The sequence below is a fragment of the Lachnoclostridium phocaeense genome (assembly GCF_959599685.1).
Lineage (GTDB): Bacteria > Bacillota > Clostridia > Lachnospirales > Lachnospiraceae > Claveliimonas > Claveliimonas monacensis.
In genome coordinates, this window is sequence record NZ_CAUGIN010000005.1 from 39820 (window position 1) to 55266 (window position 15447).

Consider the following 15447-nt stretch of genomic DNA (forward strand, 5'->3'; position numbering starts at 1 on the left):
TTTATATACTCCTTACTATTCTGCGTACACTATTTTGCTGCTGTCTTTTTGATATATTTCTCGCCGAATCTGTATTTTACAAGAGAGCGATCCGGTATGGCTTTGATGATCAGATATGCCACAAAGATGGAGATCAGTTTTCCTACACTCTCTGTAACAATATAAACAGAGAATACAGATTCCATGATATCCCTTCCTGTTGCCATCAGTCCTGCCGCCAGCATAGACGCTCCGCCTCCTGTAGCTCCGCCGAAGAAGAATACAGTGATCGGGGCTGCTGTAACGGTTCCTACAAGAGCAATAATAATTCCGGAAATAATCAGTTTCCAAATTTTTGTCATCATGTTGTATTTTGCCAGAAGTCCCGAAGCGATTCCGATGAAGAATGCGCAGAATGCATATGGAATCCATGTCGGGTCAAAGATACCGTTGATCAGGTTTGTAAGAACCCCTGTGATAGCTGCCGGAATCGGGCCTGCAAGTGCTCCCACAAGAATAACGCCGATCATGTCAAGGTCTACAGGCAGTTTCAGAACAGAAGTCATCTGTCCTCCTACGATATTGATGGCGATTGCCACCGGGATCAATAATATAACCATTAACGAAAAGTTCTCATTTGCTTTTTTCATCTTATTTTCCTCCTAATTTCAAAACATGTCAGAACAACGTAGTTACATCTTCGTGGAAGATAGTCTCAAAAAACAGTTTATAAAATTTCTCCACATCTACTTCCGCCGCATACATTGCATTGCATTTTCCACCGTTCCAGTGTCCGTCTATGTCCACCACAGACTGTCCTTTCGCGATTCCTTCTGTCACCACATCGATGTATGCCGGTTTCACCTGCAGGATGGAAGGATCCAGAAGGTACGCCACCGTCAGCACATCATGCATGGGTGAAACGGCCTTTTTCCTCGTCCGCCAGTTGTCATCCAGCCCTTCCCGGGTAATATTGTAGACAAAGTTGGAAAGCGGCGTGTCTATCATTCTTAAAACTTCTCTCATACCGCAGTTCAGAGCAATCCTGTTTGTCACATCCAGGCCTATCATAGTCACGTCCCTGATCCCCGCCCGCAGTACTTCGTGCGCTGCCTGCGGGTCTGCCCAGAAATTGTACTCTGCCACCGGGCTCATATTGCCTGTGTACTTTGCACCGCCCATAATGATCAGTCTTTTCAGATTACCCGCAAAGGTTTTGGATCTTCGGATGGCTTTCGCCACATTGGTGCAGGGACCGATAGCAAAAAGTGTAATTTCCCCGGGATGGCTGTCTATGTAGTCAACCAGAAACTCCACTGCGTCCATTTCCTCTTCCTTTTTATCTGACTGGATGGTGTCTGCGTAACCTCCAAGTCCGTCATCTCCAAATGCGCTGACTGTATCCGGCACCTGCTGGTCCAGGGCCGCGCCGGATCCCCGGTAAAGGGGAATATCTTTCCGGCCGCACAAAGCCAGCACATTGCAGCCGTTTCTTGTCGTTGTATCCAGCGCTCCGTTTCCTGTTACCGAGCATACCGCCCGCAGATCTACCATGCCGGAATGCAGGGCAAGAATGATCGCCAGAGCATCGTCACTACCTGGATCACAGTCAATAATAACAGGTTCTTTTTCCATAATATGTTCCTCCCTTCTGCTATCCTAAGTTTTCACTGGCGTCCCCGACTCTCTCCACTTCTTCCCTGGTGGGTATGGAAGTCTGAGCGCCTTTCCGTGTCACTGCAATAGCCGATACCTTCTGGCCAAAGCGTATAGCTTCACTGCAGCTTTTTCCTTCGCTCAGTGCAAGGGCAAATGCCGCTGTAAAACTGTCTCCTGCCGCTGTCGTATCTACCGCCGTCACTTTTCTGGCCGGAAAGAATGTTTCTTCCTGTTCTGACACGAACAGACATCCTTCTCCTCCCAGAGAGGCGATGACATGTTTTACACCTCTGACAAGCAGCGTTCTGGCTCCTTCCTTCAGTTCCTCCAGTGTCCTTAGCTTTCTGCCTGTAAGGATTTCCAGTTCCGTCTCATTAGGCTTGATATAGTCCACTCCCTGCCAGAAACTGTCCGGCAGACCTGCCACAGCCGGCGCCGGATCTATGATCACGGTCTTTCCCATACTGACCGCCAGATCCTTCACATACTCCACTGTTTCAACCGGAATCTCAAGCTGCATGATCACGATATCGCTTTCTCTGATTTTCTCTATATGCTCCTGGATCAGCTCTCCGGTAACCATGCCATTAGTACCGGCAATGATAATAATGGAATTCTCGCCGCTGCCGTCTACCGTGATAAAAGCCTGCCCTGTGGTACCGCCCTCTATAACGGACACTGAGGAAGTATCTACTCCTGCTCTGTCAAGATTGGACTTTAAGATCTCTCCGAAGGCATCCCGCCCCACTGCACCGATCATACTGACCCGGCCGCCCAGGATCCCTGCTGCGTAAGCCTGATTAGCTCCTTTCCCGCCGGGAATTAGCGTCACGCTCTTTCCGGATATGGTCTCTCCTGCCTTGGGCATGTATGGCGTCTCAATTACTGAGTCCATATTCAGGCTTCCAATCACAACAATCTTCTTCACTTCTTTCCCCTCCCTTCTGCTAATTCTGCAATAATGCTGTATTTTGAATAAATCTCGTCTTCATAGACATCTACTGCCTTTCTGTCAGGCAGCGCCGGCTGCACGCCGTATCTCGTCACAGTGATACCGGATGCGTAGATGGCAAAACCGATGGCATGTATGATATGTTTCCCTTCACTCAGGCAGACTGCCAGGGCACTGATAAAGGAATCAGCCCCTCCGGTAGTGTCCACCGCCTCGAAAGCGGCGCCTGAGAAATGGAGCGAATACTCTTCATTAGTCAGGTAACATCCTCTGGCTCCCATAGTGACAATCACATTTTTCACACCTTTTTCCCGCAGCATCTGCGCCTTTTCTTCCAGGCTCTTTTTTCCCGGAATCAGCAAATTCAACTCATTTTCATTGGGGACAAAGTAGGCCACATCCGCCAGCATTTCCTCTTTGATTTTTTCTGTGGCTGAAGGTTTGAGTATCACTTCCGTATTATTTCTTTTACAGAATCTGATAGTGTACTCCACGATCTCATCCGGTATTTCCATGGAAAGCAGACAGTACTTTGCGTTCTGGAATAGATAACGGCATCCGTTGATCCAAGAGGCGTCCAGATGACCGTTTGCCCCCTGGTATACTACAATAGTACTCTCGCCGCTGCTGTCCACACTGATGTAGGCTTTTCCGCTTGGAAGAACCGTATCAAAAATCACCCCATCCATGTGGACATGATTTTCTGTCAGACTGCTGTAGAGCTGCTTGCCGTCCATGTCATTTCCAAGACAGCCAATCATGTAGACCTGCCCTCCCAGTTTGCCGGCTCCCACCGCCTGGTTGCCGCCCTTGCCTCCCGGGAATACAAAGAGCCTGTCAGCAATCTGTGTTTCTCCGCTTACCGGAACCCTGGACACTTCCATGGTGACATCCATATTCATGCTGCCTACCACCACGATCTTCTCTCCCTGCTTTTCCTGGGCCGGGCGGACAATGCTTCCTCTCTCCGTCAATATCGGTGGAAATTTGCGCATCAGCTCCACCTGCTTCTGCCCCTGGATCATATCAATAAGATACTCCACTGCATCCCTGCTCATGCTTTCCGCAGGAAGCCTGACAGCGGTAATGCCATCCCCCAGAAGTTCCGGCATCCTGCCGTCGCCCACCACAATCATAGAAAGGCCATCAGGGATCACTGTACGCGTTCTCTCCATCAATTTCCATACACAACAGGCAATATCCCAGGATCCGCAGATCACCGCAGTCACATCTTCTCCCAGGCACTGACGGAGACCATATTTTTCAATTTCCTCAATGCTCTCTCCCTCGTAGGACCACACAGGCTGCAGCGGCAGATTCCGGTTCCTGACGGCCATGCGATACCCGTCAAGAATGCTCCGGTCTCTCTGATGGACAATGCAGGCGATCTTCTGATGGCCTTCTTCCATCAGTCTCTCCGCCGCCAGCCGTCCTGCCTCTGACAGGCGATAGTAAAAGGTAACCTGCTGTTTCTCATCAAACTCTTTTGTCTGGCTCAGATACACAGTCGCATGTTCCAGCCGTCCGCAATCCGTCTTTTTCTCCGAGTCGATAATCAGCCCCGACACCTGTCTCCTGGCCATGTCCTTCACCTGCCGAGAAATTTCTTCCTCACTGTCCACATAGGAAACCACCAGGCTGTAACTTAATTCTTCTGCTCTCTTTCCGGCACTGAGCACAATATTTTCTCTTTCCCTGTGATCCCGCCTGACAATCAGTCCAATAAGATGATTTTTCAGCCCTTCCTTTTCCCGGAATTTAAAATATGGAACATAGTTTTCTTTTTCTATGACCGCTAATACTTTCTTCTTCGTCTCTTCACTGATATCCCGGTCCTTGCCATTCATGACCTTTGAAACCGTCGAAGCAGATACTCCGGCAAGCCTTGCAATATCATGTATGTTCATTTTTCCCCCTTTCACATTTCTTTTTCAGAAAGTTTTTTAGTAAATTAATTTTGTCTAGATCTTAGCATTTTATGAAAATTTAATCAATATTCTGCGTTTACGAAACTATTTTCCGACATTTTGTATAGTTTAACCCTTTTACTAAATAAGTTTCGCTCTCGTATTTTAGAATATTCGACAAGGTTTTCCCCGTTTATCCTAACATTTTTTCCCAGGATGGACTCTGGGAAATCCTTCCAAAAAAAGACTGCGCTGCACAGCACAGTCTTTTCAGAATATTCTTTAGTTTTTATTATTCAAACTCCGACTGGACCGCATCATATCCGGTCTCTTTTGTCCGGATCTTCATGACACTCCTGATTTCATAGCTGAAGATTTTCCCATCTCCCACATCCCCGGTAAAGGCCGCTTTCTGAATAGTGTCGATGACCTTTTTCTCCCACTCCTCCGAGGATACCACGATTTCAAATTTAATCTTGGGCTGAAGGAAAATATCGATCTCCGATCCACGGACCACTTCCTTGTATCCTCTCTGAGCGCCGCATCCCATGACCTGGGACACGGTAATGCCGTTGACTTCTATCTGATTGAGGGCGTCTTTCACTTCCTCAAACTTTTCTTCTCTGACGATTGCTTCCACCTTGATCAGCATATATTTCTTCCTCCTCATGCTCTTATCAAAATATTTCCGTTTAGTCAAAACCATTGAAGGACGGGTAAGCGTTCTCCCCGTGCTGGGTCACATCAAGTCCGATCATCTCGTCCTTCTCATCTACCCGGAGTCTGGTAAAGATGCGGATCACGCCTATGCAGATGAGCGAGCCGACCACTGCGACCGCTATGGTGACAATAATACTGATAACCTGAGCGACAAACAGCCCTGTCTCTCCGAACACCAGTCCGTCCCACTGTGCCACAGAGTTGATGGAGCTCTGTCCGAAAAGCCCGGTGGCTATTCCGCCCCAGATACCGCCGATCCCATGGCACCCGAAAGCGTCCAGGGAGTCGTCTATCTTCAGTCTGTGTTTGATCAGATTGATCATAAAGTAGCAGATGGGGCTCACGAGGGCACCGATGATAAACGCAGACCAGACAGGTACAAATCCGGCTCCCGGCGTGATCGCCACAAGGCCCACCACAAGACCGGTGCAGGCGCCCACCAGTGTGGGCTTTCCCTCTTTTGCCGTGTCAATGAGCATCCAGGAAAGAAGAGCTGTCGCCGCGGACACGGATGTAGTCATAAAGGCGTGGGCCGCAAGGCCGTCGGCTGCCAGGGCACTCCCCGCATTAAAGCCATACCACCCAAACCACAGAAGGGATGCTCCCAGAACAACAAAAGGAATATTGTGGATGCGGTAGGATGTCTTCTCATAACCTTTGCGCCTCCCAAGGTAAATAGCGAGCACCAGAGCACTCACGCCTGAGCTGATGTGGACTACATTTCCTCCCGCAAAATCCACAGAGCCGAGGGCTGCGAGAAATCCTCCCTGCCCCCATACCATATGAGCCATGGGATAGTAGACGATGACAGACCAGAGAGCGATAAAGGCAAACAGCGCCTTGAATTTCATCCTGCCCACCACAGCCCCGGTAATGAGAGCCGGCGTGATCATGGCAAACATCATCTGGAATCCCGCATACACAAGATGGGGAATGGTGTCCGAATAAGGTCCTGCGTCCCATCCCACGCCGCTAAACGCCAGCCAGCCGAAATCTCCGATCACCCCGCCATGGTCACTGCCGAATGCAAGGGAATAGCCAAAGAGCACCCACATAAATACGGACAGTCCCATGATCGCCACGCAGGCCATCATGGTGTTTACCACATTTTTCCTCCTGACCAGACCTCCGTAGAAAAAAGCCAGCCCCGGCGTCATAATAAATACAAGCGCCGCACAGATCATCATAAATCCAGTGTTTCCTGTGTCCATAAAAATACCTCCCGTGTTTCCTTTAGATTAAAACGAAAAAACGCCTGACCGGTGGAGGCGTTTTTCCGTCTCACCGTCAGGCGTCTTTGTCTTGTGGCTAAGTCTAGCAGATGAAGGGTCTGAAATCAAGAAAAATCGTTTCAAAAATAGCATTTTTGTTGAAAATTAAAGAATTTTTTCGAAATTTTCTTCTATTTTCAGCCAAATCTACAAAGCCATGTGGTGCGTGCCTTTGTACTTTTCCCGGGTAGCAAGTCCTCCCCGTATGTGCCGCTCAGACTTGTTTACATCCAGGATCTTCCTGGCCTCCGCCGCCAGGGACGGATTGATCTGGAGAAGGCGGTCGGTTACGTCTTTATGTGCGGTCGTGATTATTTTGAGTGTTTTCTGTGTCCGGTATTTCTGACCGGTCTGCAACCAGTATGGCTTCGTCCAGTCCCAGATCTCCCAGCAATTTCAGGTAAATGTCCACATTTCCATCTTTGTCCACTTCAATCTTCTCAATAATTTTTTTCAGCTGGGTATTGGTCATCTGGTGTACATCTGTAATATCCTCGATCGACTGAAACGTTGTGTTCAGCAATTCTTCCAGTTGATCTCCCTTTGTGATCTGATAGGTCACCATTTTTAATTCATTTTCCAGCCGCTCGATTTCCTGTCTTGCCCCGCCGATCCGGTCATTCAGCTCCTGCCTTGTGATCAGGTCATCGGTATACATGTCCATATATTTCTCCCGCATGGCTTTCAGCTTTGCCAGCTTATCCTTCAACTCTTTTTCATACTCCACGTTTTCATCTTTCGCCTTGTAGACACGCTGAAATTCCTTCACCACATACTGAATGACTTTTTTCTTATTCTTCAGTACATTCGAAAAGTATTCCTGCAGCACTTCAATCAGTTCTTCCTCATCCAGGGTCACTGCATTAGGACAGGAATCTGCACCTTTCCCGTTATGTCCGGAACATACCCAGCGTACGTAAGTATTCTTATACTTTCGCAGGGTCCGGCGGAAAGACCATCCGCACTCCTTACATTTGATCAACGTAGAAAACAGGTATTTGTTACTCTGTCGTTCGTGATTCAGGTTAAACGCCTGATTCCGGGAATGAAGAATCTTCTGTGCCTGTTCAAACACTTCATCATCAATGATCCGCAGTTCCGGACGCTCTGTCACCAGCCATTCCGTTTCATCCTTCTCCTTCCGCTGTCCGGTAAGAAAATCTGCCACTTCCTGTTTCCCGTTAATAATCTTTCCCGTGTAAAGTTCATTTGTGAGAATCCGGCTGACAGCATTCTGGCTCCACTTACAGTTCCGCTTTGTCCGGCTTCCCTGCTCATTCAGTTTGTTGGAAATAGCGGCGCATCCATATCCCTCTTCTGTATACCACCGGTAGATCTGCCGTACCACCTTTGCCTCTTTCTCGTTGATTGCCAGATTGAAATAATCGCCGATCGTTTTATCATATCCAAAAACAATATTCGGAACCCGGCCCTTCTCCGCATTCACCTTTTTCCCGAACTTGATACGCTTGGATGTATTGGCACTCTCTTCCTGCGCCAGAGCACCAAAGATAGTGAGAACAAACTCGCTGTTCCCCATGCTGGTCATGTTGGCCGTGAGAAATTGTGTCTCGATTCCAAGAGCTTTCAGACGGCGGATGTTCTGAAGAAGATCCACGGTATTCCTTGCAAAGCGGGAAATATCTTTTACGACAACCATATCAAAAAGGCCGTGCTCTGCATCGGCCATCATCTGTAAAAATTCTTTTCTGTTTTTAATTTTCGTTCCGGAAATCCCCTCATCCGCATATACTTTAACAAGGTGATCTCCGGTACGCTGAACGTATTCTGTAAAAAACTGCTTCTGGGTTTCCAGACTGTTCAGCTGGTCGGATTTATCCGTGGAGACACGGCAGTAGGCTGCAATGTTCATAAGCGTTTACCTTTCTGTTACATCTGTTACAATCAGTTACTATTTTTATTTTGATTATAACATATATAAAAGATTTGTACAGATAAAGACTTTGGTTTAAAAATTGAAACAAAAACAGAGGAAGCAAAACTACTTCCCCTGACTTTTACTTTTTTATTTAAAATTCACATTATGCTCTTCCAGATATTCCTTTATTAACGGCAGCATATATTCTACAGATTCCAGCTGTGTTTTTGCTTCATCTGCTGATGCAATGAAGAAATCATTATAATCACTTTCTTCTCTTTTCATTTTTAATCTTGCCAGACGTCTGCCCATTTCTCCCGGAAACTTGCCCGCTGCAACAAATTCTTTATTAAAATAAGCCACAACATCTTTATGCCGTTTGAAATCAATGCTATCCAATGCAAGAACAGCGCGTACTCCATAAAACACAGCATAATAAGACCGATTAATACAGTCTCTGTAAAACCCATTATCAAAACACATTTTCGCATTTTTATAAGTTTCCTCTGCAAGGGAAAATCTGTATTTTGACAATTCCATATCTTTGTTCATATCATGCACTAAGCCTTACCCCCTCATCTCTGACATTACGATAATAAGGCAGATTGTCTACCCAATAATTGAAATGCTCTGTATTTGTTATTACTGGGGAAATGTCAATGCCATACTTCATCATAAAATCAAAAGCAAGATCACTGATCCGATCTGAGATCTTCTTAATTTCTTCCTCTTCCAACGAGACAAGAATCATTACATCAACATCCGAAAATTCGGAATAATCTCCCCTTACATAAGACCCATACACAATAACACTGTCAAGCGAATCGCCCAACATTCTTCTTACATTCTTTGCAAAATCCTGCATGATATCTGAAATATAAACCGGCATACTACCTCACCACTTTCTTAACTGTGTTCAAAATACTTCGCTATATACCACTTTCATTATATCTTATGCCATACAATTTGTATATCAAATCATACGAAGAGAATTACTAATGATCATATCCCGCCTGTATCTTCTTATTCTTCCTTTCACAAAGTTTATCAGCTTCTGCTTCGGACAGACGACTGTTCCATAAAAACTTAATTGTAGCTTTATAGCTGTTTTCTATTTTCAGATTTTTCCCAAAATAATATGGTAATACAATAAATTTAGGATTATCTTCTATATATATTTTTTGCACATGCCATAATGTCATAACTCCGCCTCGTTTTCTCTTTTTCAATAGTATATCACTCTCCAGACCTGATGGCATACCCCACAGATAATAATTTATGTACAGTTTTCTTCTTTCTCCCGACTGGCATCTCTGATCACCTTCTCCACCTTCTTCTGGTTTGCCTCAACAAACACTTTCAATATGTATTCAGCAGCAACCGCCGGATCATTTGGGTCATGAAAGCGATAATGCAGTTTTTGTTTCTTCACGGCGGTCCCACCTCCTTGTCCGTTTTTTACAGGCTATGATTAACAACCTCCAATTAGAATTAATTTCATTCCCTTTTTATAAGCTATCCTCCTCACTACAGGTATAATCCAGAATATTTTTTACCGGGGCTGCGCGTTCTGCCCATCTTCTCAAGGTAACAGCATGATCAGCATATTGCTTTCCACTGGAACGCATATAGCTGGACAGTTCCTCGATCAGCCTGTCTATTTCCCGGATCTCCTGTTTCAATTCTCCATATTCTGTTTCGGAGAGAAACACATTGTTATATTTGCCATAGGCAGAGTGTGCCTCTCTCTCTTTATTTATTTGACTATATATCATTTGATTATTACTCATTTTATTAGGGGATACTTTTCTTTCCCTCACAGGGACACTTTTCTTTCCCTCTGCCGGGATTCTTACATACAGCAAATTCGGCTTTGAAAAACCCTGCTTTTGTCTTTCTAAAAGTCCGGCATCTTCCAGTTCGTTCAAGGCTTTCTTAATGGTCATATGACTCTTGTCCAACACTTGCGCCAAATCTATGATTGGATAAATCACGTAAACATACCCTTTTTCATTCTTCCATCCGTTATTCCTTGAAATCTTGGATCGATCCAGCAACAGGGCATACAGAATCCTGGCTGTCTGAGTTAGGTTCATATTCAACAGAAACCGTGGGTAAGGAATGAAATCTCTGATCAGGGTCCGCTCTGTCAAATATTCCATCTGGTCTCTATTCTTCACATCCATCCTTTTGTTTCTGTCTGATCTTCCGCCGGCGGCTTCGCTTGGATTCATAACAGGGGCAACAGACAATCACAGTCCGGAAACTCTGCTTGCAGTCTCCGACACATTTCCGACAGGTGTCGTTGTGAGCGATCCGCCCTCTTTCGTTGAGAAAAAAGGCAAGTTCCTGTTTCCTTTTCTTGCTCATTCTCGGCACAGACATTCCTCCTCTCTGCCATCCTGCCAGTGTCCGGCACAGGACAGCGAAATATGGTCGCGTTTCAGTATCATTTTTTGCATTTTTTCCCCTTTACAACAGGCTTTTTTGACCTCAAATATATTTGCCTGGGGTTTATCCTGTCTAACGGCAGAAAACGCTGTTTGGTCGTATTTCGGTATCATTTTGGAACAATTCATCTGGACTACTTTAACTGCCCCGCTAATCCCGTTCAAAATCTCCTGCCATCTTCAACACTTCTTCCCTGAGTGTGAACAATTCCGCGATGCAGTGACGGATTTCATCTTCCATAGCCAGCGAACGTTCCCCGCCCGTATTGAAGTACCGCGCAATCTGATTCAGGTTCACGCCGATCTTTCCATATGCCCCAACAGGCTTCGCAGTTCTTCCATATCGGCAACCACTTCTACCCGATGCACGATCTCCTTGTCCACCAGAAGTTTCCGCAGGCATTCGGATCTGGACACTCCCAGGATCTCTGCTTTCCTGTCCAGAAGTTCCAGTTCAATATCCGACAGCCGGACTCCGACAAAATGCGGATGGTTCAGTTCCCGTTCCATTCTCTTTTTTCTCATGGCTTCTCATCCTTTCTTTCTGTTACTTCAGCAACACCACAAATGGGAGAACCGGCAGCCCTGCCGGAATCTTCCTTTTGTGCTGCGTCCCACTTTCCAGTGGACGCCAATATCTGCCAGATCGGCAGATCATCGAGGGTATGGGGGTGCTGCAGGTCCGGTGGACCTGCGTTCAGCACCGACCGAAGCGGAGCGTAGACCGAAATCCCAAGCAAGAGCTCAACCTGTAAGTTAGGGGGCTGCCAGAAATGGCATTAACGCTTAACACGGGTGGATCTTGCCCTAGGGAAAAACACTTCCCTCTACTTCTCCAAAAGACGTAAGGTACTTTTACAAGGGAAAATCAAAAATTAATTTTTCTGAAAAGTTAAAGCACCAACCTTCTGGTGAGCGTGAAAATCTTCTAAAATAAAAACCCTCTCACTTAACCCAACGGGCAGAGAGGGAAATACAATGGTCTATTTCTTAAATTATGTTTTTCAGTATAGTTTTTTCAAATAACCCTCTCATAATATAAAAAAAGGGAAGAATTCAATGTGTGATTGTAATTTTTAAAAGTTCTCATATAAAAAGTTCCTTTATGACTTTTAGCATCATAAAGGAACTTACTATTTTCATATTTTGTGAAGAGTTTTCCCATAAAGATTGTTTAAGCTTTTGTTCAAAACTCTCTGCCCTGAAACCATAGGTAATAGATTTGTATTATATCGGGAATTATATTCAAAATCACTGCTGTGTCTGTAACCCTTCTGCAAAAGAACTATTGAACCTAAGCATATTTTTTCGGGCCACTTTCATCGCCTCTACCGATTCTTCCGCTTTTTTGATTGTCTCAGCAATTTCTTTCTTTTCTTTGCCCTTTGCAACATCCATTTTCAATCGAAGTTCAACAAGCCCTTTTTCAATTTCTGTGATATTTTGAAGATACTGCTCGTACACGCTGTTGGAAAATTCAATGTCATGCTCGTCATTAAGAAATATTTCTCTGACTGAAGTAAGCAGCTTAGCAGACTGCATTATTGTGTTTTTCTTGCCTACAAGTCCTGCGGAACCAACGGCACCGCCAACTCCAGCACCAACACCTATTCCAAGTGCAGCTCCACCACCTACGATAGCAATCGTTCCACCAAGCATTCCGGCTCCACCTGCCGCAATTGCACCGCCGCCAAGATATGCAAGACAGGCACTCGTCAAAGCCGCTCCGCTCAGTCCTGCAAAATTGGAGCCCACCAATGCCACCGCTATTGGCCCGGCAAATGCGCCTGCTGACACAACAGTAATAATAGCAATAACCGCTGTAATAGTCAAAGATGTAAGCACAGTTTTGAGGACCTCACTGAGTTCTCGCATCCGTTTATCATAGGATTTGCGTAACCTCTTCACATACCCCTGCTTACAATACTTGCCTGTGAATTGTTCGTCTAAAAAACGATCTCCTTCCCCTTTCCTAAAACTACATAATGGATTGTTCAGATGTTTATACTTCTTACTCGGTATGTCATTGCCTTTCTTATCCTTCTCCGTACCAAGAGGATAATACGGTTCAAACAGCATGGCTTCAAGAAGTATCAGCCTATACCACGGTTTCTGGGGATCATTAGCTGCAATACGTTCCTGCAGTTCATCTATGCTATACCAGTGCATTTCTGCACCTGAAATCTGTGTGAAACTTTCAAATCCGTTTGAAATAAACTTTGACCACTCATTTAACCATTCACTTTTAAGTTCCTTAACAACTTCTCCAGTTACAGGAAGTTTTGTCATTTCTATATCATTAAACGTCTTATAGTATTCCAGATTATAGAGTATTTCTGTCTGCTCCAATGAGAGTCCCAGTTTATCCATCTGTAAATCCATATCGTCACCTATTCTCTTGTAAAAATTTGCATCTGTTTTTCCGAAGGTCTGATGTTTTATGTTTTCATATACACCCCGTATTTTTTTGACATCACGCGCCTTAAGTCCCCAACTTACATCGGAGCTAATCGCAACCGCAAATCTTCCAATGCCAACATAGTTAATAGACACCCAATATTTCTGAGTTGCAATTGCCTCGCCAATATCAAGTACCGTAAATACACCAGTTGAGATAGTTAGCATTCGGGCAATGGTTGGATTATTTAGTGGCTTAACTGTATCCCAATCAATCATCTTCATGTCTGCAAAACAACCAATACGATTTTCTTTCATTTCCATTGCAAGACGTCTTATAAAATAGAATGCACGCACAAAGCACTCGTTGGCAACTACAGGAACAGCCTGTTTGCAAAGTTCAACCGCAACTCCCAGTTCTCCACGCAGATCAAATTTGATAATAGAATCCTTGACAATCTGTCCTTTTTCATCTCTCTTCATCATAAGGGTACCATTAAATAATTTTGATAGAAAAAGTGACATCGACATATCGTCATCGACCTTAATATTTTTGAAAAATGGTATCGCGGAAACTTCCTTTGCCAATGCCAAAAGAGGACCTGGAATACCAGTTCCACCAGTAGTTCCCGCAGTGCTGCTTGATCCCGCTATATCACTTACAAGGTGGAAAAACCAGATTATTGTTCCCATCAAAATTTTTTCAGGAATATCTTTCCCTATAAATGATTTACTTTTTTCTGGCACATCAACAGTAATGAAACTACCGTTTACGTCTGTCCCATAAGATTTCTCTGTAAACTGTGTCAACAAAGAAAAGGCTAATCCCACAATTGTTGGATGGTGAGCAAAATCCCGCAGGTGGTGCTGTTTTCCTCCGCCAAAATCAGATGTGTTTCCATCACTCGGAATTGGAAAATGCTTCTCCAATGCTTGCACCGCAGATTTTACATCATCAAACGTCTTACCTTCCGACATCTCTGCTGTGTTTTTCACGAAAGAATCTACCTTATCACTAGCGATACTTCGTCCATGCGCCAGATCAAACTCTCCTACCCACAAGATATCCAGTATACCGCAGACAATTCCACTCGCAATCGCAACAATATAATCCAAACAATCTGTTTGATTTGATAATAAATCAATCTGGCTATTCAGATCAAAAATGATTTTATCAAAATCAAACTCTGATGAACCTATGAATTCATCATCAGATATCAATTCACATTTTATATTCAAATTGTCTTCGTTCATATGTTATTTCCCTTGATATTCTAAAAAATCTTCCCTTTAATTCGCAGCGTAATCCTCTTCAATATATTAACTTTTCAACACATCAGGTAACCTCCCTGACAGATGATGATAAAATACTTCCACCATCCCAACAAATATTAGATAATTCATCATACCGCGTATATCGCCGAATTACAATATATGTGCATAACATACAGATGCGTTTCACCAATATGCTATTTTAGGAATCTTGATATATATAACATCTCATTTTTTCTTTCCATCTTTCCTCACATTCTTTACCATATCTTCCCTTAACAACATTCCTGCCTGCAGTCCGATTTCCATATAGACACTGGCCGTCTCACTTGTAAGTTCATTACAAAGATCCAGTAACTCCGAATTTGGATTAGGGTCATACTTGGCCACCGCTTTCTCAAACCTCAAATAAATTTCTTCCATACGTTCTTCATAGTTTCTGTCATCATCATCTGGTCCATTTCCAAATAGCAAATAATCTGCAACGCCCCTGATCGTTGCTCTTGTAAAAATATTTTTTATATGGGACATTTTCTTTCTCCTTATATATAAGTTTATGTACATATGCGATTATACTCGGATATTCGTACATTTTCAATATCCGAGTATATCAATACAATAATCACATATATTAAGGGAAAAGGAAACAGAATCATGATCAGCTATCGTCCGCTCTTTAAAACTATGTCTGAAAAGAATATTACTTCCTATGCACTTTTCAAAAAGGGGTTTTCCAAAGCGACCTACTACTCCATTAAGAAAGGCAACAGCATCAGCACAAATACTGTCAATCAGCTGTGCCGTCTGTTAAATTGTTCTGTCTCTGACATTATAGAATATATAGATGATAATCCGAATTCCTAGAAACACATAACCAACAGTTATCGTGTTTCTTTTTATTTATATAAGTCTATCCAGCTTATCTTTAAATCAGAATAAATACACATCATTTCGTTAATCG

General features: G+C 44.2%; 16 protein-coding genes and 1 pseudogene. 1 reads left to right on the plus strand and 16 read right to left on the minus strand.

Going from position 1 to position 15447, the window contains the following annotated elements; translation table 11 throughout:
* Positions 1-29: 29 nt before the first annotated feature.
* From Q5911_RS03445 to Q5911_RS03525, 16 genes and pseudogenes are all read right to left on the minus strand, one after another.
* Entirely contained in the window at positions 30-629 is a 600-nt protein-coding gene (locus Q5911_RS03445; protein WP_076779398.1) for an ECF transporter S component, read from the minus strand.
* Between the two features lie 28 nt (positions 630-657).
* Entirely contained in the window at positions 658-1614 is a 957-nt protein-coding gene (locus tag Q5911_RS03450) for a nucleoside hydrolase (RefSeq protein WP_076779400.1), read from the minus strand.
* Positions 1615-1633: 19 nt separating this feature from the next.
* On the minus strand, positions 1634-2566 hold the full coding sequence (rbsK, locus tag Q5911_RS03455) for a ribokinase (RefSeq protein ID WP_303180989.1): 933 nt from the start codon (positions 2564-2566) through the stop codon (positions 1634-1636).
* Positions 2563-4497 carry a PfkB family carbohydrate kinase gene (locus Q5911_RS03460; RefSeq protein ID WP_303180991.1) on the minus strand — a complete coding sequence of 645 codons (1935 nt, stop codon included), beginning with the start codon at positions 4495-4497 and terminating at the stop codon, positions 2563-2565. Before Q5911_RS03460 ends, rbsK begins: the two co-directional genes overlap by 4 nt.
* Before the next feature lie 292 nt (positions 4498-4789).
* Positions 4790-5149: a P-II family nitrogen regulator gene (locus Q5911_RS03465; RefSeq protein ID WP_076779407.1), complete on the minus strand. Its 360-nt coding sequence runs from the start codon at positions 5147-5149 to the stop codon at positions 4790-4792.
* 40 nt (positions 5150-5189) lie between these two features.
* Entirely contained in the window at positions 5190-6428 is a 1239-nt protein-coding gene (locus tag Q5911_RS03470; RefSeq protein WP_076779409.1) for an ammonium transporter, read from the minus strand.
* A gap of 207 nt (positions 6429-6635) precedes the next feature.
* The gene (locus Q5911_RS03475; protein ID WP_331591614.1) at positions 6636-6845 is read right to left on the minus strand and encodes a sporulation transcriptional regulator SpoIIID; all 210 of its coding nucleotides are present in this window, start codon (positions 6843-6845) and stop codon (positions 6636-6638) included.
* Positions 6784-8361, minus strand: coding sequence for a recombinase family protein (locus Q5911_RS03480; RefSeq protein WP_303181006.1), 1578 nt, complete (start codon positions 8359-8361; stop codon positions 6784-6786). The genes Q5911_RS03475 and Q5911_RS03480 overlap by 62 nt, the downstream gene beginning before the upstream one ends.
* 153 nt (positions 8362-8514) lie before the next feature.
* A complete protein-coding gene (locus Q5911_RS03485) occupies positions 8515-8919 on the minus strand; it encodes a HEPN domain-containing protein (protein WP_204905986.1) in 405 nt (134 codons plus the stop codon).
* Position 8920: 1 nt separating this feature from the next.
* Positions 8921-9256, minus strand: coding sequence for a nucleotidyltransferase domain-containing protein (locus Q5911_RS03490; protein WP_204905985.1), 336 nt, complete (start codon positions 9254-9256; stop codon positions 8921-8923).
* 106 nt (positions 9257-9362) lie between these two features.
* Entirely contained in the window at positions 9363-9596 is a 234-nt protein-coding gene (locus Q5911_RS03495) for a hypothetical protein (protein ID WP_256194245.1), read from the minus strand.
* A gap of 47 nt (positions 9597-9643) precedes the next feature.
* The gene (locus Q5911_RS03500) at positions 9644-9799 is read right to left on the minus strand and encodes a hypothetical protein (protein WP_303181013.1); all 156 of its coding nucleotides are present in this window, start codon (positions 9797-9799) and stop codon (positions 9644-9646) included.
* 76 nt (positions 9800-9875) lie between these two features.
* Complete coding sequence (locus Q5911_RS03505; RefSeq protein ID WP_303181015.1) at positions 9876-10601, minus strand: replication initiator protein A; 726 nt, start codon at positions 10599-10601, stop codon at positions 9876-9878.
* Positions 10602-10968: 367 nt separating this feature from the next.
* Positions 10969-11342, minus strand: a pseudogene (locus Q5911_RS03515) (plasmid mobilization protein).
* 726 nt (positions 11343-12068) lie between these two features.
* A complete protein-coding gene (locus Q5911_RS03520; RefSeq protein WP_303181018.1) occupies positions 12069-14468 on the minus strand; it encodes a hypothetical protein in 2400 nt (799 codons plus the stop codon).
* A gap of 246 nt (positions 14469-14714) precedes the next feature.
* Complete coding sequence (locus Q5911_RS03525; protein WP_256194236.1) at positions 14715-15017, minus strand: hypothetical protein; 303 nt, start codon at positions 15015-15017, stop codon at positions 14715-14717.
* Positions 15018-15170: 153 nt separating this feature from the next.
* Here Q5911_RS03525 and Q5911_RS03530 point away from each other — a divergent pair, with 153 nt between their 5' ends.
* A complete protein-coding gene (locus tag Q5911_RS03530; protein WP_331591666.1) occupies positions 15171-15350 on the plus strand; it encodes a helix-turn-helix domain-containing protein in 180 nt (59 codons plus the stop codon).
* The last annotated feature ends 97 nt before the right edge of the window (positions 15351-15447 follow it).

Coding starts and splice junctions, on each gene's coding strand:
- Q5911_RS03520 (WP_303181018.1), bottom strand. CDS start 14,468: ATGAACGAAGACAATTTGAATATAAAATGTGAATTGATATCTGATGAT.
- Q5911_RS03525 (WP_256194236.1), bottom strand. CDS start 15,017: ATGTCCCATATAAAAAATATTTTTACAAGAGCAACGATCAGGGGCGTT.
- Q5911_RS03470 (WP_076779409.1), bottom strand. CDS start 6,428: ATGGACACAGGAAACACTGGATTTATGATGATCTGTGCGGCGCTTGTA.
- Q5911_RS03505 (WP_303181015.1), bottom strand. CDS start 10,601: ATGAATCCAAGCGAAGCCGCCGGCGGAAGATCAGACAGAAACAAAAGG.
- Q5911_RS03450 (WP_076779400.1), bottom strand. CDS start 1,614: ATGGAAAAAGAACCTGTTATTATTGACTGTGATCCAGGTAGTGACGAT.
- Q5911_RS03480 (WP_303181006.1), bottom strand. CDS start 8,361: ATGAACATTGCAGCCTACTGCCGTGTCTCCACGGATAAATCCGACCAG.
- Q5911_RS03530 (WP_331591666.1), top strand. CDS start 15,171: ATGTCTGAAAAGAATATTACTTCCTATGCACTTTTCAAAAAGGGGTTT.
- Q5911_RS03460 (WP_303180991.1), bottom strand. CDS start 4,497: ATGAACATACATGATATTGCAAGGCTTGCCGGAGTATCTGCTTCGACG.
- Q5911_RS03490 (WP_204905985.1), bottom strand. CDS start 9,256: ATGCCGGTTTATATTTCAGATATCATGCAGGATTTTGCAAAGAATGTA.
- Q5911_RS03465 (WP_076779407.1), bottom strand. CDS start 5,149: ATGCTGATCAAGGTGGAAGCAATCGTCAGAGAAGAAAAGTTTGAGGAA.
- Q5911_RS03485 (WP_204905986.1), bottom strand. CDS start 8,919: ATGAACAAAGATATGGAATTGTCAAAATACAGATTTTCCCTTGCAGAG.
- Q5911_RS03445 (WP_076779398.1), bottom strand. CDS start 629: ATGAAAAAAGCAAATGAGAACTTTTCGTTAATGGTTATATTATTGATC.